Annotated in this window: 21 protein-coding genes and 1 pseudogene; 16 read left to right on the forward strand and 6 right to left on the reverse strand. The window is 65.7% G+C overall.

Translation table 11 applies throughout. The features are described 5' to 3' along the window. Positions 1 to 85: 85 nt before the first annotated feature. The 3 genes from QWZ14_RS31090 to QWZ14_RS31100 all read left to right on the forward strand — a co-directional run bounded on the left by QWZ14_RS31090 (position 86) and on the right by QWZ14_RS31100 (position 3914). The gene (locus tag QWZ14_RS31090) at positions 86 to 1228 is read left to right on the forward strand and encodes a DUF305 domain-containing protein (RefSeq protein WP_290320968.1); all 1143 of its coding nucleotides are present in this window, start codon (positions 86 to 88) and stop codon (positions 1226 to 1228) included. Between the two features lie 280 nt (positions 1229 to 1508). Beyond that, positions 1509 to 3047: an apolipoprotein N-acyltransferase gene (lnt, locus tag QWZ14_RS31095; RefSeq protein WP_290320969.1), complete on the forward strand. Its 1539-nt coding sequence runs from the start codon at positions 1509 to 1511 to the stop codon at positions 3045 to 3047. Between the two features lie 231 nt (positions 3048 to 3278). Beyond that, positions 3279 to 3914, forward strand: coding sequence for a peroxiredoxin (locus tag QWZ14_RS31100; RefSeq protein ID WP_290320970.1), 636 nt, complete (start codon positions 3279 to 3281; stop codon positions 3912 to 3914). A 245-nt stretch (positions 3915 to 4159) separates the two neighbouring features. Here QWZ14_RS31100 and QWZ14_RS31105 read toward each other — a convergent pair whose 3' ends face one another. The 3 genes from QWZ14_RS31105 to QWZ14_RS31115 all read right to left on the reverse strand — a co-directional run bounded on the left by QWZ14_RS31105 (position 4160) and on the right by QWZ14_RS31115 (position 5670). Then, positions 4160 to 4366, reverse strand: a complete 207-nt coding sequence (locus QWZ14_RS31105; protein WP_290320971.1) for a hypothetical protein — start codon at positions 4364 to 4366, stop codon at positions 4160 to 4162. Positions 4367 to 4815: 449 nt separating this feature from the next. Next, positions 4816 to 5214 carry a MerR family transcriptional regulator gene (locus tag QWZ14_RS31110; RefSeq protein ID WP_290320972.1) on the reverse strand — a complete coding sequence of 133 codons (399 nt, stop codon included), beginning with the start codon at positions 5212 to 5214 and terminating at the stop codon, positions 4816 to 4818. A 45-nt stretch (positions 5215 to 5259) separates the two neighbouring features. After that, positions 5260 to 5670 carry a hypothetical protein gene (locus QWZ14_RS31115; protein ID WP_290320974.1) on the reverse strand — a complete coding sequence of 137 codons (411 nt, stop codon included), beginning with the start codon at positions 5668 to 5670 and terminating at the stop codon, positions 5260 to 5262. Positions 5671 to 5910: 240 nt separating this feature from the next. On the opposite strand from QWZ14_RS31115, the gene QWZ14_RS31120 reads away from it, so the two are divergent. Beyond that, positions 5911 to 8151: a heavy metal translocating P-type ATPase gene (locus tag QWZ14_RS31120; RefSeq protein ID WP_290320975.1), complete on the forward strand. Its 2241-nt coding sequence runs from the start codon at positions 5911 to 5913 to the stop codon at positions 8149 to 8151. A 91-nt stretch (positions 8152 to 8242) separates the two neighbouring features. After that, positions 8243 to 8830, forward strand: a complete 588-nt coding sequence (locus QWZ14_RS31125; RefSeq protein ID WP_290320976.1) for a hypothetical protein — start codon at positions 8243 to 8245, stop codon at positions 8828 to 8830. A 65-nt stretch (positions 8831 to 8895) separates the two neighbouring features. Here the strand turns inward: QWZ14_RS31125 and QWZ14_RS31130 are convergent, their stop codons facing one another. After that, on the reverse strand, positions 8896 to 9225 hold the full coding sequence (locus QWZ14_RS31130; RefSeq protein WP_290320977.1) for a hypothetical protein: 330 nt from the start codon (positions 9223 to 9225) through the stop codon (positions 8896 to 8898). A 372-nt stretch (positions 9226 to 9597) separates the two neighbouring features. Here QWZ14_RS31130 and QWZ14_RS31135 point away from each other — a divergent pair, with 372 nt between their 5' ends. The 9 genes from QWZ14_RS31135 (at position 9598) to QWZ14_RS31175 (ending at position 21796) form a co-directional block, all read left to right on the forward strand. Beyond that, positions 9598 to 10389, forward strand: a complete 792-nt coding sequence (locus QWZ14_RS31135; RefSeq protein ID WP_290320978.1) for a response regulator — start codon at positions 9598 to 9600, stop codon at positions 10387 to 10389. 14 nt (positions 10390 to 10403) lie between these two features. Further along, complete coding sequence (locus QWZ14_RS31140) at positions 10404 to 11870, forward strand: ATP-binding protein (RefSeq protein ID WP_290320979.1); 1467 nt, start codon at positions 10404 to 10406, stop codon at positions 11868 to 11870. 11 nt (positions 11871 to 11881) lie between these two features. Then, a complete protein-coding gene (locus QWZ14_RS31145; protein WP_290320980.1) occupies positions 11882 to 12289 on the forward strand; it encodes a hypothetical protein in 408 nt (135 codons plus the stop codon). A 621-nt stretch (positions 12290 to 12910) separates the two neighbouring features. Continuing rightward, complete coding sequence (locus tag QWZ14_RS31150) at positions 12911 to 14095, forward strand: TolC family protein (RefSeq protein ID WP_290320981.1); 1185 nt, start codon at positions 12911 to 12913, stop codon at positions 14093 to 14095. Positions 14096 to 14106: 11 nt separating this feature from the next. Beyond that, positions 14107 to 15336: an efflux RND transporter periplasmic adaptor subunit gene (locus QWZ14_RS31155; RefSeq protein ID WP_290320982.1), complete on the forward strand. Its 1230-nt coding sequence runs from the start codon at positions 14107 to 14109 to the stop codon at positions 15334 to 15336. 75 nt (positions 15337 to 15411) lie between these two features. Further along, positions 15412 to 18663 (forward strand): efflux RND transporter permease subunit, encoded by a 3252-nt coding sequence (locus tag QWZ14_RS31160; RefSeq protein WP_290320983.1) that lies wholly within the window; start codon positions 15412 to 15414, stop codon positions 18661 to 18663. A 276-nt stretch (positions 18664 to 18939) separates the two neighbouring features. Beyond that, on the forward strand, positions 18940 to 19695 hold the full coding sequence (locus QWZ14_RS31165; RefSeq protein ID WP_290320984.1) for a response regulator: 756 nt from the start codon (positions 18940 to 18942) through the stop codon (positions 19693 to 19695). An 83-nt stretch (positions 19696 to 19778) separates the two neighbouring features. Continuing rightward, entirely contained in the window at positions 19779 to 21029 is a 1251-nt protein-coding gene (locus QWZ14_RS31170; protein WP_290320985.1) for a sensor histidine kinase, read from the forward strand. A gap of 233 nt (positions 21030 to 21262) precedes the next feature. Beyond that, complete coding sequence (locus tag QWZ14_RS31175; RefSeq protein WP_290320986.1) at positions 21263 to 21796, forward strand: hypothetical protein; 534 nt, start codon at positions 21263 to 21265, stop codon at positions 21794 to 21796. A 658-nt stretch (positions 21797 to 22454) separates the two neighbouring features. On the opposite strand, the gene QWZ14_RS31180 is transcribed toward QWZ14_RS31175, so the two are convergent. Both QWZ14_RS31180 and QWZ14_RS31185 read right to left on the reverse strand, forming a co-directional pair. After that, positions 22455 to 22700 carry a hypothetical protein gene (locus tag QWZ14_RS31180; RefSeq protein WP_290320987.1) on the reverse strand — a complete coding sequence of 82 codons (246 nt, stop codon included), beginning with the start codon at positions 22698 to 22700 and terminating at the stop codon, positions 22455 to 22457. Positions 22701 to 22760: 60 nt separating this feature from the next. Further along, positions 22761 to 22970: pseudogene (locus QWZ14_RS31185) on the reverse strand (MerR family transcriptional regulator); the annotation flags it as partial. 90 nt (positions 22971 to 23060) lie between these two features. Here QWZ14_RS31185 and QWZ14_RS31190 point away from each other — a divergent pair. Together QWZ14_RS31190 and QWZ14_RS31195 are read left to right on the forward strand one after the other, a co-directional pair. Beyond that, a complete protein-coding gene (locus tag QWZ14_RS31190) occupies positions 23061 to 23309 on the forward strand; it encodes a heavy-metal-associated domain-containing protein (protein WP_290320988.1) in 249 nt (82 codons plus the stop codon). Positions 23310 to 23332: 23 nt separating this feature from the next. Next, positions 23333 to 25562: heavy metal translocating P-type ATPase (locus tag QWZ14_RS31195; protein WP_456307281.1), on the forward strand; the 2230-nt coding region annotated here is incomplete at its 3' end.

A 25562-nucleotide genomic window follows, 5' to 3' on the forward strand; every position in this document is an offset into this window, starting at 1 on the left:
GTCAAGGATTGTCGCCTAAATTACCGACTGCTGAGTAAGCTGCCGCTGAACCGCTTTGGTCTGGCGGCCGCGGAGCAGCCTCCCGATGCGGATTGAGCAGGGGGCCGCCGCGGAGCAAGCCAGAAAGCGCGCCAAGGGACACGATTGGCGCGCCGCAGCGCTGCTCGGGCTGCTGGCGGGCGCCTTCTCGACGGCGGCCGCCAGCCTCGGCGCCGGACGCGTCGGGCGCGCGGCCGAGGTGGATTGGATGGTCGTGGGGACGGTCCTTCTGCGCGACCAGGGCCTGCGGGCCGAGGTCGGATGGCTTGAGGTCGGCGCCGGCGTCCTGGTCCACCAGGCGGCCGACCTCTGTTGGGCCTTGATCTTTTTCGGCCTGCTCGGCCGCTGGACCGCAGGCCTACGCCCCGTGACTATTGCGGCGCTGGCGCTGGCTTGGGCGGTGCTGACCTGGGCTGCCGAGTACGTCCTCGTCTTGCCCTGGCTGCAACCAATCCTCTTGCTGGAGCAGCCCTACTGGGTTGGCCTCGCCGTGCACGTGCTCTCGGCATCGCTCTACCCGCTCTTTCCTTGGCTGCGCGAGCAGGTAACCACCTCGCCACCGCTGAACCGGCATCGGCGCGCAGCCTTCGTCGTTGCCGGTTTAGCCGGATCTTTCATTGTCACGCTCGCGGCCCTCGCCACGCTCGGCGGCGCCGGCCACGAAGTCGGCTGGCCCACGATCAGCGCCGCCGAGTTCGACGAGCATTTCGTACGCGACATGGCGGCGCGTCAGAGGGTGGGGGTGGCGCTCGCGCGGCTTGGGGCGGAACAGGCCGGGAACATCGAATTGCGCGCTGCCGCCCGGTTGATGGCGGCCAACCAAGTGGCCGAGGGCGCGGTGCTGCGCCGCTGGTGGCGGAGCTGGTTCGGACCTGCGGCCGAGCCGCTGTCCGTCGCGGACCTCGCGGCCATGCCGGGCATGCCCTCCGCGTCGGACTGGACCCGGCTGCGCGGTGCCGTGCTCGATTCAAAGTTCGACATGGACTTCGCCCAGGCTATCGCGGCACACCACGCTGGGTCGATCGCTACGGCTAAGCGGGCAACGAGCTACGCCCGCGACCCGCGCCTGCGCATCATGGCAAGCGGCATCGCCCATGCCCGGCGCAGCGAGATCGCCTGGATGGACGCCGCATTGAGCGGCGTGGCGTGGCCAGAGCGGGCCGCACTAATGGCTGCGCCTCGGCCATGACGCCCGATTTGGCAGCGCCTGGGTTCGCGCTCACCTGCGACAAAGGCGCAGAGTCCTCTCTCACACTTTGCTATTGGCCGCTCGTGACGGGCCACGTTGGCTGGATGGCGGATATGGAGTGTGCGCCGTTCCCGGTGGAGGCCAGCGTACTCGCGGTCCGTGGGGATCCTGCCGAGCCACGCTTGGCGGCCTACGCAGAGGGAGACGCTGACCTCCGTGGCGGTTTTTTGTGACACCGTGCATGGACACCGCAGGGCCGGTAGCGTCAACGCGGCGATGGATGCCAGGCCGTGCCCTGCTCGCCCGACTAGCGAAGCATCCGCGTTGGTGGGCGCTCATAGTTGCCTTCGGTCTCGGCCTGCTCTCGGCCATGGCGCTCCCGCCGGTCCACGCGGCACCGGTGCTGCTGCTCGCCGTACCGGGGCTGCTCGCGCTACTCGGCGCTGCCCGCTCCTGGCGGGGCGCAGCAGCGCGCGGCTTCGCCTGGGGCTTTGGGCACCACCTCGGCGGACTTTACTGGGTAACGGAGGCGCTGCTGACCGATCCGACGCGCTGGTGGTGGCTGGTGCCGCTCGCCGCGCCGGCGCTTGCCACAGTGACGGCCCTCTACGCCGTGCCGCCTGCGGTCGTGGCCCACCGGCTCCCCCCCGGCTGGCGCCGCATGGTCGGCTTCGCTGCAACCTGGACGCTCGCCGAGATGCTGCGCGGCGTGCTATTCACCGGCTTCCCATGGAACCCTCTGGGCAGTGCCTGGGCCTTCGCGGCGCTGCCGATACAGGCGGCAGCCGTGGTCGGCGTCCACGGCCTCTCGCTGCTGACGCTCCTCATCGCGGGCCTCCCTGCCGTCGCCAGCCGGCGGGCCTGGGCGGTGGGTGGTGCCGGAATGCTTGTCCTCACCACCTTTGGCGCCTGGCGTCTCTCTGGCCCGGAGCCGGCGCGGCCGCCGGTGCGGCTCGTGCTGGTGCAAGCCGGCGTGGCGCAGGCGGAGAAGTGGCGCGAGGACCAGCGCGTCAACATCCTGCGCCGCTATCTCGACCTGACGGCCACCGCCACTAAAGGCATGCCAGCCGGGACGTCTGTGGCCGTGATCTGGCCAGAGACGGCCACGCAGTTCCTGCTTGCCCAGGATCCCGAGGCGCAGCGGCTGGTCGCTGCCGCGTTGCCGCTTGGCGCGACGCTGCTCGCTGGGACGGTGCGGGCCGAATGGGGGGCCAACGAGCGGCCGGCGCGGCTGTGGAACAGTCTTATCGCGCTCGATGCCACAGGCGAGACGCGCGCCGTTTACGACAAGTCGCATCTTGTGCCGTTTGGTGAGTACATGCCGCTCGGCGGGCTGCTGCCGATCCGAATTGCTGCGGGCGGAATGGATTTCAGTGCGGGGCCCGGACCGGTTGGGCTCTCCGCGCCGGGCCTTCCGCTCTTTGGCGCGCTAATCTGCTACGAGGTGATTTTCCCCGCTGCAGTCACGCCGGCGCCCCGGCCGGCCTGGCTCGTGAATATCACTAACGATGCTTGGTTCGGCCGCTCGGCCGGGCCCTGGCAGCATCTCGCCGCCGCGAGGTTGCGGGCCGTCGAGGAGGGGCTGCCGCTGGCGCGCGCGGCACAGACCGGAATCTCCGCCGTATTCGACGCGCGCGGCAGGCGCCTCGCCCTGCTCGCGCTTGGGGAAGTGGGAACGCTGACGGCGGACCTGCCTGCGGCCGTGCCGCCGACGCCGTTCGCGCGGCTGGGCCATTCGATTCCGACCGGCTTCGCGCTGGTGGTGCTCGGCTTCGCTCTGCTGCAGCGACGGGAGCGGGCTGGTCCTAGCACCGCTTGAAGCTGAAGGCCGGTAGGAGGATGACCTGCGACACCGTTGGTCCTCCGGCCATGACATTGGCGGTTCAAACAGCATGCCCCCTTGCAAAAACGCTGGAATGGGTGTTTGAGCGTCGTGTGTATGGGCGCTCGCGTGCTCCCCATCTCGGTGTGACAGAACCATGAGGTGGCGGCCTTTGAAGGCGATGACGCGTCACGCCGCTGCCAATGATGATGCGGAAGGAAATCAGCGATGCTGCAGCTTGGCGACACCGCCCCCGACTTTGAGGCCCAGACCACCGAGGGCCCAATCCACTTCCACGCGTGGATCGAGAATTCTTGGGTGGTTTTGTTCAGCCACCCCAAGGATTTTACACCCGTTTGCACCACGGAGCTCGGTACCGTCGCGCGACTCAAGCCGGAGTTCGATCTGCGTGGCGTGAGGGTAATCGGGCTTTCGGTCGATTCTCTCCCTGAACACAGGGCATGGGTGGGCGACATCGCCGAGACCCAGGGATACGCGCTCAATTTTCCGCTTATCGCGGATTCAGACCGCAAAATTTCGGATCTGTACGGGATGATCCATCCGAACGCGAGCGACACGTTAACTGTGCGCTCCGTCTACGTGATCGGGCCCGACAAGAAGCTGAAGCTGTCGCTCACCTATCCCGCGAGCACGGGCCGAAACTTTGACGAGATCCTGCGCGTGATCGACTCGCTGCAGCTTACCGTGGAGCACAGCGTTGCGACGCCTGCGGACTGGAGACAGGGTGAGGACGTGATCATCGTACCGTCCCTTGGTGACGAAGAGGCGAAGAAGAGGTTCCCGGATGGCTGGAAAACTCTAAAACCTTATCTACGCATCGTTTCACAGCCGAAAAGCCGCTGACATGCCCGCACGTCCGTGCCGCGCGTCCCTCCTCCACAGCTGGATCTTAGCCGCTGCACTGGCCGTCTTGCCCACCGCCGCGCCGCGTGCCGACGATGATCGGCCGTCGCCAGAGGAGCGTATCAGGATTGAAGCCGCGCTGCGTAGCTTGGGTTTTGTGCGTTGGGGCGAGATCGAGCGTGAGAATGACGGTCGGGCCTGGGAAGTCGATGATGCCCGCAACGCAGAAGGGCAACAGTACGACCTCAAGCTAGCCACTGACGACCTGAGAGAGCTATGGCGGCGCGAAGACGATTGAGCTGCACAGGCGTCAGCGACACCACGCCGTCATTGGCCTGCGGCGAAACGAAGGGGCCACGCTCCAGCCGCAGGTTAACTAGGCTGACCTCCATCCGGAGGCCGTCAGGCAACTCGATCTCGATCGCCACGGCCTTGCGGGATAGCTGCGGCATGGGCTCCGGATCCGGCAGCACCTCGTCCAGAGGATTGGCAACGGCGCCACCGACCGGCGCGAACGCCGGTGTCGGCTCGGCTACCAGAAGGCCGTCCCGGGCATGGCGCCGCCACTGGAACGCCAGGCTGCGGGTAGATGCCGTGTCGGGCTGCTACCTCCGCCACCTGCACACCGGGTGCATCGCATTTGGGATTGGCACTGGTCTCAAAACGGTCCGGCCTACCTTTCCGAAAAAATGATTCTCCGGCTCTGAGAAGCCGGTGCCACCACGGAAAAGACAGCTATGGCAGGAAAGCGAAGCGAAGCATGTTGGAGCAGTTCATCGTCAGGCTGCGGCCGGTTGAGAGTTAGCAGCAAACGACAAATACATAGTCAATACGATTCAGAAATTGGGTGATAGAGCCAACCATCATCTGCGTGCTACCCATGTCCAGCCACAAGATCTGCTTAGTGTTTATCGGACAAACACTGGTTGTGATCGTCGAGAATTTCGAGAACGCGGCACTCACTGATGAGGCCATGGGTACCGCGATCAACCATCGCCCTGAGTTCGTCGCGCAGAGCGACAAGGCGGTTTATACGACTCTCGACATCAGCAAGATGCGCACGGGCGATCTCGTCGGCTTCTGCGCAAGGCTGCTCCGGATGAGCAGCTAGGGCGAGGAAGTGACGGATCGCATCGAGGTCAAAGCCCAAATCACGGGCATGGCGGATGAACTTCAAACGCTGAACGTCGTCCGCGTTAAATGTTCGACGGTTGCCATCGGTGCGTGGTGGGGCGGGCAAAAGGCCGATCGACTCGTAATAACGGATCGTGGGCGCCTTCACGCCGGCCAGGGTTGACACCAAGCCAATGGATAAGAAGTTCGTAATAATTTTGCCCTTGCTCCTCTAGCTACTAGAGGACTTAGCAAGATTTTCTCGGCGCACGCTAGGGCAATCCGCCTTGCCGAGGGCGACGCGGATCACGGGCGAAGCACCAACCTCGTGATGTGCGTCACTAAGCGACAGCGGCCGTAGCGGCGCATTGCCGTTGGGCCGTCTACAACAGGAGGACTTATGCCAGAAGAGAAGCCCGGCCAGCATCACCCGCACCCTGGTCACGTCCCGGGCGACCTGGATCCGCATGGTCATCGCGACAAGAGTGCGAAAGAGGTTCCTGGGGAGCATCACGATCACCCGGGCCATACGCCTGGTGATCTTGATCAGCACGGTCACCGCGACAAGAGCGTGACCGAGAAGCCGGGGCCTCATCACGACCATCCCGGCCATGTTCCGGGAGATCTCGATCCCGGTGGGCATCGCGACAAGAGTGCCCCACCGAAGCCCTGATCGATAAAACTGGCGCACGACTGACGCGTCAGCAGCGATCGAGGCGGTCGGAGAAATCCGGCCGCCTCGATCAACACGCAGTCGATGGTGGGTGACGATGCTGAAGCGTCCCAGGACGGCGTTGGACCCTCGAGATGCCAGACACCTGAAAAGGTAGTCCCCCAAAAGTCCGAGGTTCTACAACGATCTGCAAAGTACGGAGTTACCCCGATGAATATTGGCAGCCGGTCTGAATGGCGAGTGGAGGGCATGGACTGCGCGGCCTGCGTCGCAAAGGTTGAAGGCGCCCTGAAGCGATTGCCTGATGTCTCCGACGTGTCGGTAAATCTGATGGCCGAGCGGCTGACACTGCAACTGGCACCGGGCCAGACGGATGCTGCTGCCATCGAGCGTTCGCTCTCGGCCCTGGGGTATACCGGGCGTCCTATCGTATCGTCCTCGACCGCGCCCGGCCCGGCATCCCTCGATGATGCACATCACCACTCTGCCGGCTCCGATGAGGCGGCCCATGAACATGGTGTGGCCGGACACGGCCATGACCATGACGATCCCGCCGACGCAGACAAGCCCTGGTACGCAACCGGTAAAGCTCGGCTGGTCTGGATCCTGGGGGCCCTGGTGCTCAGCGCTTACGCGCTGTCCCTCGTCTTGCCGCCGCGGCTGACCTACCCGCTGTTTCTGGTCGCGACGGCCGCGGCGATCGTACCCTTCGGGCGGCGGGCCTTCGCCTTGGCTCGTGCCGGAAATCCCTTTTCGATCGAGACCCTGATGGTCACGGCCGCGGTGGGGGCGGCCATTATTGGGGCTGCGGAGGAGGCAGCCATTGTCGTCCTGCTCTTCGCACTGGGTGAGATGCTGGAAAACGTCGCCGCTGGGCGGGCGCGCGCCGGAATCCGCGCTCTGGCGACGCTGATGCCGCGAACAGCCCTACGGCAGCGTGCCGATGGTACAACGGAGGAAATCCAGGCGAGCCGCCTTGCCGTTGGGGATCTCATTCTTATCCGCCCGGGTGACCGCGTACCCGGCGACGGCCGGATCGAAGAAGGGCAGTCCGCGCTCGATGAAAGCCCGGTGACAGGTGAAAGCGTGCCGGTCTCCCGCGGTCCCGGCGAGGCCGTCGTGGCAGGCTCTATCAACACTGATGGCGCTTTGCGGGTACGCATCACTCGTGCGGCGTCTGATAATACGATCGCGCGGATTATTCGGATGGTGGAGGACGCGACCGCCTCCCGCGCTCCGACCCAGCGCTTCATCGAGCGGTTTTCGACCTACTGGACGCCGGGCGCGATGGTCGTCGCTCTGCTGGTCATTCTGGTACCGCCGTTCCTGCTCGGCTGGGATTGGTGGACGAGCCTCTACCGAGGTCTGGCCGTGCTGTTGATCGCTTGCCCCTGCGCGTTGGTGATCTCGGTACCCGCCGCCATGGCATCCGGCTTGTCGGCGGGCGCCAAGCGCGGGCTGCTGATCAAGGGTGGTGCCGCGCTGGAAGAAATGGGTACGGCGCGCACTGTTGCTTTCGATAAGACGGGCACGCTGACTGTGGGCCGTCCGCGGGTTACCGATGTGCTGGCCGCCCCAAACGTCGCGGAGGATGACCTGCTGGCCATGGCAGGAGGTGTCGAGCAGGGCTCCTCCCATCCGCTCGCCAAAGCAGTCGTCGCGGCAGCTGAGCAACGTGGGCTGACCATTCCGCCAGCTTCAAGCCAGTCGGCAGTCATTGGTAAGGCAGTGACGGCGCGGGTCGGCGACCGCCAGGTCGCCGTGGGAAGTCCGAGTTACGCACAGGCGACCGGGGTGAACCTGGAGGCGCTGGCGGAGGCGATTTCAACACTTGAATCCGAAGGCAAGACGGTTGTTGTCGTGTTGTCTGACAGCAAGCTCATGGGTGTTTTAGCGATTCGTGACGAACCCCGGGCGGACGCCGCGGAAGGGGTGGCAGCGCTCACGGCCTTGGGCATCCGCTCGGTGATGTTGACCGGCGACAATATCCGCACCGGAACAGCGATCGCCACCGGGCTGGGACTGGAGGTGAAGGCGGCGCTGATGCCGGATGACAAGCTACGCGAGATTGCGACGCTACGGCAGGCGGGCGCCGTGGTGATGGTAGGAGACGGCATCAATGATGCACCTGCGCTGGCCGCCGCTTCCGTGGGCGTGGCGATGGGTGGCGGGACCGATGTAGCACTGGAGACCGCAGATGCCGCGGTGCTGAAAGACCGGGTGACGGGTGTGGCGGAATTGGTCCAACTGTCCCGCGCCACCATGGTCAACGTTCGTACCAATGTCGGCCTGGCCGTCGGCCTCAAGCTTGTGTTCCTCGTCACCACCTTGCTCGGCATTACCGGCTTGTGGCCCGCCATTCTGGCCGATACCGGCGCGACCGTACTGGTCACACTCAACGCGTTGCGACTGCTGGCCTGGAAGCCCCGTCAATTCTCTATATCGCAATGATATGTCGGACTACGTCACGCAATGACAAATTGTACAGCGTAGCTTTGGTTGCCGCTTCCTGTCTTCTGAAGCGGCAATCAAGGAGGGATGAATGACTCGATTGATGGCTTTGATGGGCGTCATGGTTTTGACCATGCCTGCTTATGCGCAGACCAGTGACTGGCGCTTCAACTGCCCCGAATCTGGAACCGTCGTTGAGCGTTCGACCGGCGACACGGTCACCTTTCGGGGCGCGGACGCGAATGATCCGCTTGTCTGCCTGGCTGCCGGTGGACAGCGGTTGGTTCTCGGCGTCTGGGCGCCAAGTGACCGGCTTTATGTGAATGGTCGCGCGCAGCTAAGCTCTCTGCTTGCCGGTCCCCCTGGCAGCGAACGCCGCTTTGACTATTTCAGCCTGGGGCGGGACAGCAACAGCATCCATATTTACGAGACGTGGCGTCACGCAGGCTTCGGCTCGGTGCGCGTACCGGCCGGCACCTTCGATACGGTCAAGCTGGAGCGTCGCTTTGACATCGCCGGCACGACCTATACCTATCTTCAGACGGTCTGGCTCGATCGTCTGACGAATGCGCCGGTAAAGATCGATATCAATCACCTGAACGCAGTGATGGCCCCCACCCTGGTCAGATGGGAGGCTACTGAACTGCGACAGGCTCAACCCCGGCGCCCAGGCAGCTGACGCGAGATCCGGAACGACGGTCCTTGCGGGAAGCCGGGCAGGTAAACCACCTGCCCGGCCGGTCTTCAGTGGGTACCGATATGCGGCGCGGGCCCATCGGTGTTGTTGTCGAGATGGGGTGCCGGACCGGGGTTGGCCGGACGCGGCTCAGGGCCCGGCTGGTGCGGCACAGGGCCGTCACTCTGGTTGTCGAGGTGCGGCGCCTGCCGTGCGTCTGTTTGGCGCTGAACCGGCACCGGCCGATGCAGCTCCGGTCCGCTGCCGCTCGATCCGTCGATATGCGGCGCGGCGCGGCCGGACACGTTGCCCGGAGCGGATTGCGGATTGCCCTGCGCCATGGCGCCGCCGCCCAGTGCGGCAATCAGGGTCAAGGCAGTCAGCGTGCGGTAGATCATGTTCAGTCTCCAAGCAGGATGCGGATGGCGTTTGCCGTTCCGATGAGCGTGGAGTTAGCGGCTGCCCGCTGTCATATCTTCTCCAGCGTATGACGTAGTGCGACGGAGGCCGCTTAGGCAGCCGCGCGCACTCCAGGGATGTGCCCGGCGCCGGCCAGATATCGGCGACAGCGTTGATGGCGACCGGCATCCGGGCCGCGGATATATTTTGTCATAATGTGGAGATGTTGCGACGCACTCTTGGCGCTACACCCCTTGTGTCGACCGGGAGGAGGCAATGGTGAAGCGCAGTGCAGGGTCGCCGACAAAATCTGTGAAATCAGCCATGCACCCGATGGCGCCGCCACGTCTCTCCAACTTGAGGAAAGCTGAATGATGCCTGTCCGTACGACCGGTGGCGGAAGTGCCGGCCTTCCGCTGCGCGACGCCTTGGACCGTGAGCCGCATGTCGTCATCGTCGAGGACGATAGCGAGGTCAGGTATCTTCTCACCAGATTGCTCCGGGAGAACGGTTTTGTGGTGAGCGCGGCCCGAGACGGTCGGGAAATGCGCGAGGTCCTGCGTGCTGCAACCCCACCGGCCGAGCTGGTACTGTTGGACATAATGTTACCCGGCACGTCGGGAATGGATCTGCTGCGCGAGATCCGTGCTACGTCCCGGGTGCCCGTGGTGATGCTGACGGCACGTGGCGAGGAGACCGACCGGGTACTGGGCCTGGAATTTGGCGCGGACGATTACATCACGAAGCCTTTCGGCCGGCGCGAGCTCGTGGCCCGCTTGCGCGCCGTGTTGCGGCGTGCGGATGGCACCGGTCTCGAGTCCGCCGCGCCATCGGTCACAAGGGCAGGTGCCTTGCAATTCGCTGGCTGGAGACTGGAGACCGGACGCCGTGAACTGACCTCCCCGGCTGGCGCGTTGGTGGACCTTTCCGGGGCGGAATACGACATGCTGATGGCCTTCCTCGCGCATCCCCAGCGGGTGCTGGGACGCGACCAGTTGCTGGAGGTCGGCCGCCGGCGGCTGGGCGATGCGTTCGACCGCACCGTCGACGTGCAGGTCAGCCGCCTGCGCCGCAAGATCGAGCCGGACGACGGTGCGCCCCAGCTCATCAAGACGGTGCGCGGGGCGGGTTATGTCTTCGTTGCGACGGTCGAACGCGTATGAGGCGACTTCTCGCCTTGCTCTGGCCTGACAGCCTTGCCGGCCGCACCACGCTGGTCCTGCTCGTCGGTCTGTTGGCGCTTCATCTCGGCAGTGTCTGGGTGCATGAGGCGGCACTGCGCGGCAACGACCAGTCGTCCAGGGAGCGTAGCTTGGCGGAAGGGCTGGCGCGCGCCGGGCGGGCCTTGACGACGCTGCCGGATACGGAACGCGACCGGGCCGCTCATGCGTTGTCCGGGCCCGGGCTGGAACTACACTGGCGGAACGGCGCGCCGCCCCCGGACAAATCCCTGACGGGAGCCGATCTCCTCGTTGTCCGGAATGCCCTGCTCCAGGCCGCACCGGAATTGGCCGGTGTCAGACTGGAGTGGGCGGACGCCGACCGCCATCTGCTGGTCGGTGCGCTACCGCTTGGTGACGCTGGAGCCATCTCCTTCGCGGCGCCGATCTTTCGGGCAAGTCACGGAGGGCCATTCGACCCGGTCGGCCTGGCTTTATTGGCGGCCATGGCGGCCGGCATCGGCTTGGTATCCATCATCGTGGTGCGCGGTCTGACCAAGCCGCTGCGCGCCCTTTCTGCTGCCGCGGACCGTGTCGGTCGCGAGGCCGGTACGGTCCGGGTGCCGGACGATGGTCCGGCAGAGGTTCGCCAGGCGGCGCGCGCCTTCAACGCCATGCAGGAGCGAATCCGTCAGCTGCTGGAGGACCGTACTCAAGCGCTCGCTGCGGTATCGCATGACCTACGTACTCCCATCACACGGTTACGCCTGTATGCAGGCTTTCTGGATGATACCGAAGCGCGAGACCGGATTGACGCCAATCTCGATGAGATGGCGGCGATGATCGAGACGACACTTGATTATCTGCGTGAGGGCCGCGAGACCGAAAAGCCGCGCCCGGCCGATCTGGTGACGGTATTACGCACGGTCTGTGACGCTGCTGCTGATGCCAGCGGAGACGTGACGTATGCGGGGCCGGAGACGCTGGTGTTACCGTTGCGACGGGTTGCTATGCGTCGTGCCCTGGCCAACCTGGTGGGCAACGCCGTCGCCTATGGCGGCCGTGCCCGCCTCACGCTGTCCCGGATACCGGGACAGGTGGTCATCGAGATTGCAGATGACGGCCCCGGCATTCCTGAAGCCCAGCTCGAGGAGGTGTTCGAGCCGTTTCGCCGATTGGAGGCAAGCCGTAACCGGGCGACCGGTGGTGTCGGCCTGGGACTGACCATCGCCCGTCGTGCTATTGCGGTCGAAGGAGGGACGCTTCGTCTGCTAAACCGGGCAGAGGGAGGACTTTCAGCCCTGATTTCATTGCCTAATGTGCTGGATAACAATCGCCCGGCGGCCAGCGGCACGGAAGGGACCCGAGCGAATCGGTGGTCGGGTGGAATGCCTTTGATCGGGCGCCAAGCATGGTTCAGCAACCGTGCCGATCAAAACCAGAAAGCCGGCCTGGTGGTGGCCCGCCTTCCTGGATCACGCTAAAGGAGAAGTCGATGCAACGCAGAATCATCCTGGCAACCGGAGCAGCTTCCCTTGCGGCGCTGCTGCCGTCCGTAAGTCGGGCGCAGGGCGCAGCGGGCGGTCATGGCCATGCCCATTCCGGTCAGGAGCAGAAAATCGGTCCTTATGAGGTGGAGCTGACAGTGCGCGGTGCGGAAGCGACGCTGACGATCCTGGACGACAAGGAACAACCAGTGGACGCGACCGGCATCGGGGCGACGGCCGTCGTACTGGCCCGGGGCAATGAGCGGCGAACTGTCGAGTTCCGCCATGCCGGCGCCAACCGGCTGGGAGCCAAAGTCGATTTTCCCTTCGAAGGCAAGTTTCGTGCGACGGTGGCTCTGCGTGGGCCGTCCGGGAGCTTGGGCTCGGCTCGCTACAGCGTCGATCCGGTGCGCTAGGAGCGACATGCGACATAAGACGCGAGCAGTGACGGTGAAAGGGGGATGGCGGGCAATGGTAGCTCGCCTATTGACCCTAACGTTGCTCTTTGGTGTCGTGTTTCTGCCGCCATGCATCGAAGGCGACAGCCTGGCCAACGCCGCAGCGGCCATCACTGCCACCGTCACTACATTTGATAGCCAGGCGGGCGACCCAGTCCATCGTGGCGGCGCGGTGCATGCTGGGACGCATTGCAATTGCCAGCTTGGCGACCGCATCCGGTTGCAGGAGACGCTCCAGCCTACATTCGCAGGGACGTTTAAGCATCAGGTGAGGGCAACGCGCAGCCATCCGTCACAGGTGACCGAACCACCATCGAGACCGCCGCAGGGCTGACTGAACCGTCGTTTTTGCTTGCACGTCCCAGGCTGCCAGGGGCGGGTGCGCGTCGTGTTCCGTTTGCTTCTGGTGCCCCATCGATGTTCCATTCTCTCCGCATTGCCCCTGCCGTGACGCTGCTGATTTTAAGCGCTCTGCCTGCGCTGGCAGAACCGGCCAGCCGCCGTTCTTCGCCTGTAGCCGTGCCGCCGCCCCCAGTTTCAGCTGCTGGCACGATAGCCGTGGCCTCACCGGAGCAGGCCGTGGCCCTCGCTCTGGCCCGTGCTCCTATCCTGCGCAGCGCCGAAGCGGGCCGCCGGGCGGCGCAGGGTGACCGCGTGCAGGCCGGACTGCGGCCCAACCCGAACTTTTCCTTCGACAGCGAGAATTTTGGTGGCAGTGGGTCCAATGCGGGGATCCGGTCTCTGGAAACTACCTATGCCTTGTCCCAACGCATCGAAACCGGTGGCAAGCGACAGGCTCGCATCGGCGCGGCCGAAAACGCCCTCGCCCTAACTGGGCTCGATATAGCAGCGCTGCGCCTCGATCTGATCCGCGAGGTGGTGCGCGCTATGGCCGAGGCGGTGGCGGCCGGGCGGGTGGTCGAGATCGCTCGTGAACGAGTACGTCTGGCGGGCGAGGTCCTGCGCGCCACTCAGGGCCGGGTCGAGGCAGGGCGTGAGCCTTTCGTCCAGCAACGGCGGGCCGAAGTGGCCCGCGAGACCGCCGCCGTCGGCTTTGAGCGTGCTCAGCGCGATGCCGGCTTGGCCTCGCGGGCGCTTGCCGTACTGCTGGCGGCGCCCAGAGTTGAGATCCTGCCGGCACGCGCGCCTTGGTTCGATGAACTGGGTCCTAAGCCCGATCCGGCGCGGGCATCGGGGGCGCCGCTTGGTCAACTTGACCGGGCCAGGCTCGAGGGGCTGATTGCCCAGCGGCGGGCCGAACTGGATCTGCAACGCCGCAATGCCGTGCCGGATCTAAGTGTGAGCGGGGGTGTTCGACGCTTTCGTGAGGGAAGCGGCGATAGCGCCTTCGTGCTGGGCCTCAGCGTGCCGCTGCCGGTGTTCGACCGCAACCAGGGCAATATCCTCCGTGCCGGGGCCGAGCTGAACCGGGCGGAAGCAGATGCCGAGCGTGGCCGCCTCTATCTCGATGCTGCGCTTGCCGATGCGGAGCGGCGACTGGATCAGGCCTGGCGCGCTGCAGACTCGCTGCGGCGAATTGTTCTGCCTGCAGCGCTCGAAGCTGCCGGCTTTGCACGCGAAGGCTATGCCGAAGGCAAGTTCTCGCTCTTGGAAGTGCTCGATGCGCAGCGGGTTCTCTCGGACGTGCGGGAGCAGCTCAACGGCTCCCTGCTCGAGGTGCAGCAGCTTCGTGCCGATCTCGCACGGCTTCGTGGCCGGATAGACAGTGCCGTTACTCCGATTATTCCTGCAGGGGGTCGCTGACCGTGAAGCCAATGATTGCGCTTCTCGCCGGGGGCGGCCTCATGCTCGGCGTGGCCGTGCTGGCGCCGCAGGTTCCTGCAACCCTCCGCAGCACGCTGGGTCTGGCACCCACGCCGCAGCCGGTCACTCCAGCCCAGGCCGCGTCGCCGGCGCAAGCGCCAGGCCAAAAGGACGAGGGAGAAGCCCCAGAGGGCGGCATCCGGATGACCGATGAGCAGGTCGCTACCGCGCAGATTGACGTGGTGGAGGCCGGATCGGGCGCGGTGGTACGGCGGGTCTCGCTTCCGGGGGTCGTCGCCGCCAATGCGGATCGCCTGGCCCGAGTACCCGCCAGGGTCGCCGGTATCGTCACCATGCTGCACAAGCGTCTGGGCGACCAGGTCGCGGCGGGTGACGTACTGGCGGAGATTGAAAGTGCCGAGATCGCCACGATCAAAGGTGACTATCTCGCGGCATTGCGCACCACAGAGCTGGTCCGTGTCACCTTCGAGCGGGAACAGCGGCTGTGGCAGCGGCGCATCTCGGCCGAGCAAGACTTCTTGAAAGCCCGCACCGATTGGCAGGAGGCGCAGATCCGCCTTGATCTGGCCCGACAGAAGCTGGCGGCGCTCGGCCTTGGTTCGGCGGAAGTGGAAGCCCTGCCTCGCCAACCAGTGGAAGCCTTGCGGCGGCAAGCTGTGCGAGCGCCGATCGCTGGCCGGGTCACTTCCCGGCCGATCGTGCTTGGGGCGGCGGTGACAGCAGAGGCCGAAGTGTACACGGTTGCCGATCTGTCAAGCATCTGGGTCGAGATGGCCGTACCGCCCTCCGACCTAACCTTTGTCAAGGAAGGCATGAGTGTACGCCTACGCGGCGAAGGTGAGACGCGAGGCGAAGGCCGTATTGTCTTTCTCAGCCCGGTGCTGGACGCGGAAACGCGTTCGGCACGCGCCGTGGTCGAGGTGCCGAATCCCGCGGGTGAGTTCCGCCCGGGCGGCTTCGCCACGGCGGAGGTGGCCACTGCCGAGCAGCCGGTGGATCTGCTGGTGCCGCGCGGGGCGGTCCAACAGATCGAAGGTGAGGACGTCGTATTCGTGCGTACCCCGGACGGCTTTGAGAAGCGGGAGGTTGTGCTTGGTCGCGGCGACACGGATGGCGTCGAGGTAGTCTTCGGGCTTGACCCGGGAGAGCGCTACGCCGCTACAAATACCTTCGTCCTCAAGGCCGAGCTCGGCAAGTCCGAAGCCGAACACTCGCACTAACGCGGCCCTATGACCGAAGGCGCGCAGGCGTCACAGGTCCAAGTCGGTTCGCTTTTTACATGAGGACCCCGGACCATGATCGCAGGCATTCTCAACTTCTCCGTCCGGCAGCGCTGGCTGGTGGTGCTGCTGGTGGCCGCCGCCGCCGGCTTCGGCCTTCGCTCATTGCAGTCGCTACCGATTGACGCGGTGCCCGACATTACCAATACCCAGGTGCAGATCAACACTCTGGCGCCCGCCCTCTCGCCCTACGAGGTGGAGAAGCAGGTAACCTACCCGGTTGAAACAGCGCTGGCCGGGATCTCCGGGCTACAATCCACCCGCTCGCTGTCGCGCAACGGTTTCTCCCAGGTCACCGCAATCTTCACCGACAGCACGGACATCTACTATGCCCGCCAGCAGGTGCTGGAGCGGCTACGGGCGGCGAGCGAGTTCCTGCCCGAGGGCGCCGAGCCGCAGATGACGCCGATATCGACCGGCCTCGGCGAGATCTACATGTGGGCGGTGGAGTACGCGCCGCGTAAGGAGGGCGACACGGTGCGCGACGGCCGGCCGGGCTGGCAGGCCGATCGCAGCTACTTCACACCGGAGGGGCAGCGGCTGGCCACCGACCTCGAGAAGGCGGCCTATCTGCGCACCGTGCAGGACTGGATCATTCGGCCGCAGCTGCGCACCGTGCCGGGTGTCGCCGGCATTGACGCCATCGGCGGCTTTGTGAAGCAGTACCATGTGCAGCCGGACCCGGCGAAGCTGATTGGCCTTGGCCTGTCCTTCGCCGACGTGGCGGAGGCGTTGGAGCGCAACAATGCCAGCCGCGGCGCCGGCTACATCGAGCGCGGCGGCGAGGGCTACGTTGTCCGCTCCGGCGGGCGGCTGGAGACGCTGGACGACATCCGCAACGTGGTCGTCTCGACCCGCGAGGGTGTGCCGGTACGGCTGCGCGACATCGCCGAGGTGCTGATTGGCCCCGAGCTGCGGACCGGCAGCGCTAGCACCGACGGGCGGGAGGTGGTGATTGGCACGTCCCTGATGCTGATCGGCGGCAACAGCCGCACCGTCGCTGAGGCGGTGGCGACCAAGCTGCGGGAGATCGGCCGCAGCCTGCCGCCCGGCGTCCAGGCGCGGCCGGTGCTGGACCGCTCGCAGCTGGTCGAGGCGACCATCCGCACCGTCGCCAAGAACTTGGCGGAAGGCGCCGCCCTGGTCGTCGTCATTTTGTTCCTGCTGCTCGGCAACCTGCGGGCCGCCGTGGTGACGGCGCTGGTCATCCCGGTCGCCATGCTACTGACCGTCACCGGTATGCTAGAAGCCGGCATCAGCGCCAACCTAATGAGCATGGGCGCGCTAGACTTCGGCCTGATCGTGGACGGGGCGGTCATCATCGCCGAGAACAGTCTGCGCCACTTGGCCGAGAAGCAGCACGTGCTCGGCCGCAAGCTCGAGGTGGGCGAGCGGCTGGAGACGGTCGCCGCCTCGGCCCGCGAGATGATTCGGCCTTCGGTGTTCGGGCAGGCCATCATCATCCTGGTCTACGTCCCGCTGCTCACCTTCCAGGGCGTTGAGGGCAAGATGTTCTCGCCCATGGCGCTGACTGTCATCATCGCCCTCATCGCCGCCTTCATCCTTTCGATCACCTTCGTGCCCGCCATGATCGCGCTTGTGATTACCGGAAAGGTTCAAGAGAAGGACAACTGGATCATCCGCATCCTGAAGGGCGCCTACGCGCCGGCGCTCCGCCTCTCGCTGCGGTGGCCGCTGCCGGTGGCCGGCGCAGCGGCAATGCTCTTTGCCGGGTCGCTCCTGCTCGGCTCGCGGCTCGGCTCGGAGTTCATCCCGCAGCTCGACGAAGGCAGCCTCGCGGTGCAGGCGCTACGCATCCCCTCGACGGCACTGACTCAGTCGCAATCTATGCAGTACGCGGTCGAGCGCGAGCTCAGCCGGTTCCCCGAGGTAGCGACTGTCTTCTCGAAGACCGGCACGGCCGAGGTCGCGGCCGACCCGATGCCGCCAAACGCTTCCGACAGCTTCGTCATTCTGAAACCGCGCGAGGCGTGGCCTGCCCCGGAGCTGGCGAAGGAGGAGCTGGTGCGGCGCATGCAGGAGGTGCTGGACCGCCTGCCCGGCAACAACTACGAGTTCACTCAGCCCATCCAGATGCGCTTCAATGAGCTGTTGGCGGGCGTGCGCGGCGACCTCGCGGTGAAGGTCTTCGGCGAGGAATTCGGGCCGATGCTGGCCGCCGCCAACCAAGTCGCCGGCGTGCTGCGCGGCATCGCAGGCGCGGAGGACGTCAAGGTCGAGCAGGCGGCGGGGCTGCCCTTCCTCGAGATAACAGTTGACAAGACGGAGATCGCCCGCCGCGGCCTGAACCTCGCCCAGGTGCAGGAGGTAATTGGCACCGCCATCGGCGGCCGTCCCGCCGGCTTCGTCTTCGAGGGCGACCGCCGTTTCGCCATCGTGGTGCGGGTACCCGAGGCGCTGCGCGCCGACCTCGAGGCCCTGCGCAACCTGCCCGTCGCCCTGCCGCGTGGCAGCCGCGAGGGCGCGGTGCCGACGGTGCCGCTCCGCTCTCTAGCGAGCTTCCGCGTCACCGAAGGGCCAAATCAGGTCAGCCGAGAGAACGGCAAGCGCCGCGTCGTGGTCACCGCCAACGTGCGCGGCCGCGACATCGCCTCGCTGGTCGCAGAGGCGCAGGCCCGGATTGAGCGGGAGGTGCGGCTGCCAACAGGATACTACATCACCTGGGGTGGCCAGTTCGAGAACTTGGCTGCGGCTGAGAAGCGGCTGATGGTGGTGGTGCCTGGCTGCTTCTTCCTGATTTTTCTGCTGCTCTATACCGCGCTCGGCTCGCCGCGGGATGCGCTGCTGGTGTTCAGCGCAGTGCCGCTGGCGCTGACCGGCGGCATCGCCATGCTTTGGCTACGCGACATGCCGCTCTCGGTTTCAGCCGCGGTCGGCTTCATTGCGCTCTCAGGCGTGGCCGTACTGAACGGCCTCGTGATGCTGAACCACATCAAGCAGCTGCGCAGCGAAGGGCTAGGCCGAGAGGATGCCGTTCGGCAGGGTGCAATGGATCGGCTGCGGCCGGTGGCTATGACCGCGCTGGTCGCCTCGCTCGGCTTCGTGCCGATGGCGATCGCCAGCGGCTCGGGTGCCGAGGTGCAGAAGCCGATCGCCACCGTGGTCATCGGCGGACTGATCACGGCGACACTTCTGACGCTGATGGTGCTGCCAGCGCTCTACGCGCGCTTTGGCAGCGCCGATCCGGCCCCAGTTTTGGAGCCTGAGGCACTTGCTCGAACGCCCAAGCCACTGCCGGCCCAGTAGGGAAGGCGAGCGTGACCGAGCAGGGCAGAACGGGCGCCGGATTGTCGTGCCAAGTGTGTCGGATAAATTTGGTCCTAAGCGAACGGCAAGGAGGCGGAATCAATGACTACTCAAATTGCTTCGACGCTCGAGGTGCTGCTCCGGGCCGGTCGGCACCCGGAGACAGCGACCACCAACCCTGCTGCTTGCCCGGGGCACCATTATGAGCAGGGGCAGGCCTACCGACATCATTGGAGGTCGTGGTTGCAGGATCTGTTTGATTGAAGTCGCAAGGTGATGACCGAAAGCGATTTACGGCCGGTTCTCTCGGGCGAAGGGCGCCACGTTCTGGTCGTCGAGGACGATGGCGAGCTGCGGCCACTGTTACTCTCATTGCTGCGCCGCAGCGGCTTCCGCGCAACCGGAGTGCGCAACGGCGTCGCGATGCGTGAAGTGCTGGTCGGGGCCGCCAAGGTGGACCTCGTGCTGCTCGACGTTATGCTTCCGGGCCGCTCCGGCTTCGAGCTCTGCAGGGACATCCGCGCCCAGGGCGATCTGCCGGTCATCCTGCTGACTGCGCTCGGCGAGGCATCTGACCGCGTCATCGGCCTCGAACTCGGGGCCGACGACTACGTGGCGAAGCCGCCTGACCCACGCGAGCTCGTAGCGCGTATCCGCGCCGTGCTGCGCCGGCGGGAGGGCGGCGAAGCGACCAGCCTCGGCACTGCGCGGGACCGTGCCATATTCGGCGGCTGGACGCTCGACACCCGGCGCCGCGAGCTAACCTCGCCAGGCGGGGGGCGGGTCGAGTTGACGAGCGGCGAATACGACCTGCTGCTCGCTTTTGTCGAGCGGCCCCAGCGGGTCCTCTCGCGGGAGCAGTTACTGGACCTGGCACGCGGTCGGGCTTTCGGTGGACTTGGACGATCAATCGATGCGCAGATTAGCCGTCTGCGCGGAAAGCTTGGGGGCCGCCATGATGAAGCTGCTGGCGTGATCAAGACCCTGCGGGGCGTTGGCTACATGCTGGCGCGCGATGTTGAATGGCAATAAGTGCCCGACGGTGGCGCTGGCCGTCCGATACCCTGGCTGTCCGGATTCTCGCTGTTGGTGCCGCAGCTCTGGTCGTTCTCCTGGTGGCGAGCATCATCCTGCACGCCGGCCTCATGCGGCAAGCTATCGAAAGCGGTACAACCGCAATCGCGGCCCATCGCCTTGCTGGTGCGGTCGAGACACTGGCCGGTGCCGCACCGGCTAATCGCATTGCCCTGGCCCAAGCGCTGTCAGGACCGGAGCTGGAGGTCACCTGGAACGATGCCCCAATGGTACCGCCTGGGCGCTGGGCGCCGTCTGATCTTACTCACGCCGGCCGCCTGGGTGGGGTTGCGCGCGAGCTTCGTGCCATCCCCGGTGAACTGGATACGAAGCATGGCACCTTACGTAGCGCCCTGGTCAGCGCACAACTCGCCGACGGTACCTGGGTCAATGCCAGGATCCTGGCAGTGTCGCTACTAGAGGCTGACGACACGGCGTTCCGTGTAGCCATTGCTGCGATTGCATGCGCTCTCCTACTGGGTGCGGCTGTGGCCTCTCGCGTGGTCGCGTCACCGCTGGCCAGGCTCGCTCGGGCGGTACGCAACCTACCATTGGACGGCGATGGGACGTTGCCCCCGGTCGGCGGTCCATGGGAGGTGCGTGAGGTAGCCGAGGCGCTCGATACGGCGACCAAGCAGACGCGTGAACTGCTGCGACAGCGATCACTGGCGCTCGGCGCGCTCTCGCACGACCTGATGTCACCCATCGCGCGCCTCAAGCTGCGCGTCCATGAGATGTCCAGAACCGATCTACAGCAGCGGCTGTTAAGCGACCTCGCGGAGATGGAGGGGATGGTGGGCGACGTGCTTGCCTACATGCGCGGCGGCGATGGCGGCGGCGAGCCGGCAGTGCCAGTTTCGCTCCCAGCGCTGGTGCAGGTGGTGGTGGACGAGTTCGCCGAGGTCGGCAGCACGATCGAGGAGCGGCGCCTCGACGAAGCCACCGTCCTGGCGCGGCCAGTAACGCTCAAGCGGGCAGTCCGGAATCTGGTGGAAAATGCCCTGAAGCATGGACGTGACCCCTGGGTTGAGGTGCGAGTGAGCGAAACGGAGGTTGAGGTGAGGGTGGGTGATCGGGGGCCGGGCCTGTCACCCGAGGATCTCGCGCGAGCCTTCGAGCCGTTCTTTCGCGGCGATCGGGCCCGTGCCGGGGGGGGCGGCAGCGGCCTTGGTCTTCCCACCGGGCGGACGATCGCGGAAGCGCATGGTGGGGTGTTGGAACTTGCCAGCACTCTCGGAAAGGGGACCGAGGCGGTGCTGCGATTGCCGCGTATCGGACCATGGTCGGACTGAGGCTTCGGTTTACGCCGTCCACAGCCAAGCAGCCGTGACAAAATGATGGCGACTTGTCACCCACCCGTAATCTTCAAACCTCAGTCTTTGCATCCGTGTCGTAGTACGGCCGGAGAACCGCTTCGGACGCCGCGATCGGCACCGCCTGCTCCGACAAGGAGCGGCAGGGAGGGGAGAGAACGATGGTCCGTACAGCAATTCTGGCCGCAGCTATACTAGCAGTAGCGCAGAGTATGGCCCAGGCGCAGGGGTACCAGTTCCGCTGCCCAGCCCCGGGGACGGTGGTGGAGCAATCGACAGGCAGCCGCTTGGCATATCGCGGACCCGATGCCAATGATCCCATGGTTTGCACGATGGCAAATGGCGAGCGCAGGGCCTTTGGCTACTGGGCCGCGGGCAGTCCGTTCTACCGCAGCGGCCGTACTCAGTTGGCCCGGCTGGTGTCAGGCAGCGTTGGCCCGGCAAGCAAGGAGGAGCGCCTGGATTATTTCTCGCTCGGCCGCGACAGCAATAGCGTCCACTTCTACGAGGCATGGCGCGTCGCGGGGACAGGTCCTGTTCAGGTTGTGGCTGGAACCTTCGACACTCTCCGCCTGGAGCGCCGGGTGCAGATCCAGAACACAGCCTTTTCGTACACTGAGACGGTCTGGCTGGACCGCGCCAGCGGGGCGCCAGTGAAGGTCCAGGTGGACCACCTTAACGGCTTTATGGCACCGAGCCTGACCTCCTGGGAAGCTACAGAAGTACGCACCCGTACGACCGGGTGACCCAGGTCTGCGCCTTCTGTGTCGATCCACTGCGCCTATGAACTCTGTGGCGCGGTGGATCCAGCGGGGCTACAACCGCCAAGGACTTAAGATTCGAGCCGGTGCCCCTCAACCATTGCCATCATCCAGATCGTTTGGTCAGGGCCAAGACACAACCTGTTGGAGAAACACATGCGTCGGATAATGCTAGTTGCAGTTTTTGGATTAGTTGCTATTCTCGGAGCAGCGCAGGCACAAGTGCCTAGCACAAACCCCGGAACCTCACAAACTCAGCCACAGCCGGGTGGTGGCGTCGCCGCAGGGCCAGGTGTGCCGACATCGGCTAATCGGCTGGCTCCGGGAAATAGGATGAATGACGCGCGTGGCGCTCCGCCGGCTGGTGGCGGTAGTGCAGCGACTGGCGGTAACGCGGGCACCGATGCACCAGCTTTGACCCCAGGTGGTGCTATCAATCCAGGTAGCCCGACGACCCGCGGAAGCAACAGTGGCGGCTAGAGTGCAAGTCTAAACGGGCCGCTCCGAAGAATTGGGGCGGCCCCGTCACGCTTAGAGCCAGTTCTTTAATCGGAGTCCCCAGGTCAAGCACCGAAGTCGAGACTGACCGCTGCCGGGGTCATGGTTCTCTCCGGGGTTGGTGTGATCCGCCCCATGATGGGGGTCAGGGATGGGGTGCCGCGATGTTTGCGACGGCCTGATCAGCTTGGCTCGGGCCCACGCGGCGGGCCGGCGCCGTCTGCTCCTGGGCGGGCTTCGGCACCGGTGCGCCGCTCCCTGCCGATGTGCGGCCCTCCGCCCAGCGCAGCCAAGCCCGCACCAGCCGGTCCGGCAGGCCCAACTCGGCCGCCACCGCCTCCAGCTTGAACGCGTCCGGAAAAGACCGCCGCTGTCTGTTGTTCTCCGCCATCGACACCTCCCAGGCTCCTCAGCCTATCAAAGGTGTCCGTGAAAGCGGGGCAGGCCCAGTACGGATCTGCTCCAGCGAGAAGCCGAGGTCCCGGGCGCGCCGGATGAAGCTCAGGCGGCCGAGGTACGGCTCCCCGTAGGTCCGGTAGTTCCCAGCGGTGCGGGCGGGGGCGGCGAGCAGGCCGACCCGTTCGTACCAGCGGATCGTCTCCACCTTTGTGCCGGTCGCCTTCGCAAGAGCACCGATGTTCAACGACTTTTCTAAAGTCATCCCTTGACCCTGTAGTTACTACAGGGTCCATATAAGCGGCTATTAGCCCTGCCACAACCGGCGGGACATACCTGAGCGGGAAAGCAACCGATGGCCAACAGCGAAACCACAGCATCCGGGACACGGGTGCACCTGCGCTATCAGGTGGAGGGCATGGATTGCTCCAGCTGCGCCTTGAAGATTGAGGATGCGGTTGAGCAGCTCGACGGCGCCGAGGACATCCAGGTTAACTACAAAGAGCAGATCCTGGAGTTCCTGCTGGACGAGGCCACGACGCCACGGTCGGCTGTTGAGGAGAAGATCCGCAAGCTCGGCTACGGCGTCGCGCCTCTGGCGTGACTGGCAAGGACGGAGTGAAGGCAATGGCTGATGGTGGAACGGCTCAACTGACCTCCGGGTCCGGATCGGCCCTGCGGTATCACGTGGAGGGCATGGACTGCCCGTCCTGCGCCTCGAAGATTGAGACGGCCGTGGGCCGCTTCGGCGGGGCCGAGGACATCCGGGTTAACTACCACAGCCAAGTTCTGGCTTTCCGGCTGGACGAGGCGGCCACACCGCGCTCGGCTGTCGAGGAGGGGATTCGCAAGCTCGGCTACGGCGTCGCTCCGGTCGAGGCGCCGCGAGTCGTCGAGGGCGAGCTTGGGGCGGGTGCCGTCGACCTGGGGCTCGTTCGCCCCCGCCAGTCCTGGTGGAAGGGAAAGAAGGCGCGGCTCGCCGCGGCAATCGGCGCCCTCATGGCGGCCGGTTTCGCCGTCTCGTTGGCCGCCCCAGCCCTGGACCACTGGGTTTACCTGCCCGCTGCCCTACTCGGCCTCGGCTACTTCGGCCGCAAGGCCATCGCTGCGGCAGGCGCCGGGTCGCCCTTCAGCATTGAGATGCTGATGTCGATCGCGACCGTCGGCGCAATCGCCATAGGTGCGACCTCCGAGGCGGCCGTGGTCGTGTTCCTCTTCACCATCGGCGAGCTACTCGAGAACGTCGCGGCCGGGCGGGCCCGGGCGGGCATCGAGGCGCTCGGCGCACTCGTGCCGCGGACTGCACTGCTGCTAGAGGACGGCACAGCCCGCGAGGTCTCCGCCGCCAGCCTGAAGGTCGGTGACCTCGTCCTCGTCCGCCCAGGGGACCGCGTCTCAGCGGACGGTGAGGTAGCCGAAGGCGAATCCGAGGTGGACGAGAGTTCGGTGACAGGCGAGTCCGTTCCCGTCCCCAAGGCTGAGGGCGCTCCCGTCTTCGCGGGCAGCATTAACGCGTCCGGCGCGCTGCAGGTCCGGGTGACGAAGCCCGCTTCGGACAATACGATCGCCCGCATCATCAGACTCGTCGAGGAGGCTCAGGACGCCAAAGCGCCCACTGCCCGATTCATCGAGCGGTTCTCGGCCATCTACACGCCCATCGCGGTCGCCGTGGCGGCCCTGGTCGCCGTCGCGCCGCCACTCGTTGCCGGCGCCGACTGGGATACCTGGATCTACCGTGGCCTGGCGCTGCTGCTGGTCGCCTGCCCCTGCGCCCTCGTCCTGTCGACGCCCGCGGCTATCGCCTCTGGCCTCGCCGTCGGCACCCGGCGCGGCTTGCTGGTCAAGGGCGGCGGGGCGTTGGAGGCGATCGGGCGGATCCGCACGGTGGCCTTCGACAAGACCGGAACGCTGACGGAGGGGCGCCCGCGCGTGACCGACCTGCTCGCTCTCAACGGTTCTGAGCGCACTATGCTCGGCCTCGCCGCTGCGGTGGAGAATGGGTCCAGCCATCCACTCGGCCGCGCCATCCTGGAAAGGGCAGAGGCAGACGGTGTCCCGCTGCGCCCGGCCAAGGATGCGCGGGCCATCCTAGGCAAGGCTGTGGAAGCCGTCGTTACAGGTAAGCGCGTGTCGGTGGGGTCGCCTTCCTTTGTGGCCGAGCGGGCGCAGCTGTCTGGAAGCATTGGGGTGGTGGTTGCCGGGTGGGAGAATCAAGGGAAGACAGTCGTTGTCGTTTCCGTAGACGGCGTCCCCACCGGTCTCATTGCCGTCCGCGACGAGCCTCGGCCGGATGCCGCCGAGGGCATCCGGGCCCTCCATGCCATGGGCGTCGAAGCTGTCATGCTGACAGGCGACAACATTCGCACGGGGCAGGCCATTGCCGGGGCACTTGGTCTCCAGGTCAAGGCCGGGCTGCTGCCAGAGGACAAGCTGCGCGAGATCAGCGCCCTCAAGGCCCAGGCGCCCGTTGCCATGGTCGGCGATGGTATCAACGATGCGCCCGCGCTCGCGGCTTCCTCAGTTGGCATTGCCATGGGCGGCGGTACCGACGTGGCGCTCGAAACCGCGGACGCCGCGCTGCTGAACAGTCGCGTCGTGGACGTGGCTGCCCTGGTCGGTCTCTCGCGCGCGACGTTGTCCAACATCCACCAGAACGTGGCCATTGCCCTCGGTCTCAAGGCAGTCTTCCTGGTGACGACCGTCTTCGGCATCACCGGCCTCTGGCCCGCCGTACTGGCTGACACGGGGGCGACTGTCCTCGTGACCCTCAACGCCCTCCGGCTACTCAGCTACCGGTTCCAGAGCGCGTCCGCAGGTGTTTACTCACCAGTCGGTAACATAGGCGACACTTGGCGCC

The sequence above is a fragment of the Paeniroseomonas aquatica genome, from assembly GCF_030409335.1.
Classification (GTDB): domain Bacteria; phylum Pseudomonadota; class Alphaproteobacteria; order Acetobacterales; family Acetobacteraceae; genus Belnapia; species Belnapia aquatica.

Bases quoted from the DNA above. Each gene is read 5' to 3' on its own strand.
- QWZ14_RS31135 (WP_290320978.1), top strand. From the start codon at position 9,598: ATGATGCCTGTCCGTACGACCGGTGGCGGAAGTGCCGGCCTTCCGCTG.
- QWZ14_RS31180 (WP_290320987.1), bottom strand. From the start codon at position 22,700: ATGGCGGAGAACAACAGACAGCGGCGGTCTTTTCCGGACGCGTTCAAG.
- QWZ14_RS31145 (WP_290320980.1), top strand. From the start codon at position 11,882: ATGCAACGCAGAATCATCCTGGCAACCGGAGCAGCTTCCCTTGCGGCG.
- QWZ14_RS31105 (WP_290320971.1), bottom strand. From the start codon at position 4,366: ATGCCGCAGCTATCCCGCAAGGCCGTGGCGATCGAGATCGAGTTGCCT.
- QWZ14_RS31100 (WP_290320970.1), top strand. From the start codon at position 3,279: ATGCTGCAGCTTGGCGACACCGCCCCCGACTTTGAGGCCCAGACCACC.
- QWZ14_RS31165 (WP_290320984.1), top strand. From the start codon at position 18,940: ATGACCGAAAGCGATTTACGGCCGGTTCTCTCGGGCGAAGGGCGCCAC.
- QWZ14_RS31190 (WP_290320988.1), top strand. From the start codon at position 23,061: ATGGCCAACAGCGAAACCACAGCATCCGGGACACGGGTGCACCTGCGC.
- QWZ14_RS31160 (WP_290320983.1), top strand. From the start codon at position 15,412: ATGATCGCAGGCATTCTCAACTTCTCCGTCCGGCAGCGCTGGCTGGTG.
- QWZ14_RS31175 (WP_290320986.1), top strand. From the start codon at position 21,263: ATGGCCCAGGCGCAGGGGTACCAGTTCCGCTGCCCAGCCCCGGGGACG.
- QWZ14_RS31090 (WP_290320968.1), top strand. From the start codon at position 86: ATGCGGATTGAGCAGGGGGCCGCCGCGGAGCAAGCCAGAAAGCGCGCC.
- lnt (WP_290320969.1), top strand. From the start codon at position 1,509: ATGCCAGGCCGTGCCCTGCTCGCCCGACTAGCGAAGCATCCGCGTTGG.
- QWZ14_RS31115 (WP_290320974.1), bottom strand. From the start codon at position 5,670: ATGCCCACCGGGATCGAGATCTCCCGGAACATGGCCGGGATGGTCGTG.
- QWZ14_RS31130 (WP_290320977.1), bottom strand. From the start codon at position 9,225: ATGATCTACCGCACGCTGACTGCCTTGACCCTGATTGCCGCACTGGGC.
- QWZ14_RS31120 (WP_290320975.1), top strand. From the start codon at position 5,911: ATGAATATTGGCAGCCGGTCTGAATGGCGAGTGGAGGGCATGGACTGC.
- QWZ14_RS31125 (WP_290320976.1), top strand. From the start codon at position 8,243: ATGACTCGATTGATGGCTTTGATGGGCGTCATGGTTTTGACCATGCCT.
- QWZ14_RS31155 (WP_290320982.1), top strand. From the start codon at position 14,107: ATGATTGCGCTTCTCGCCGGGGGCGGCCTCATGCTCGGCGTGGCCGTG.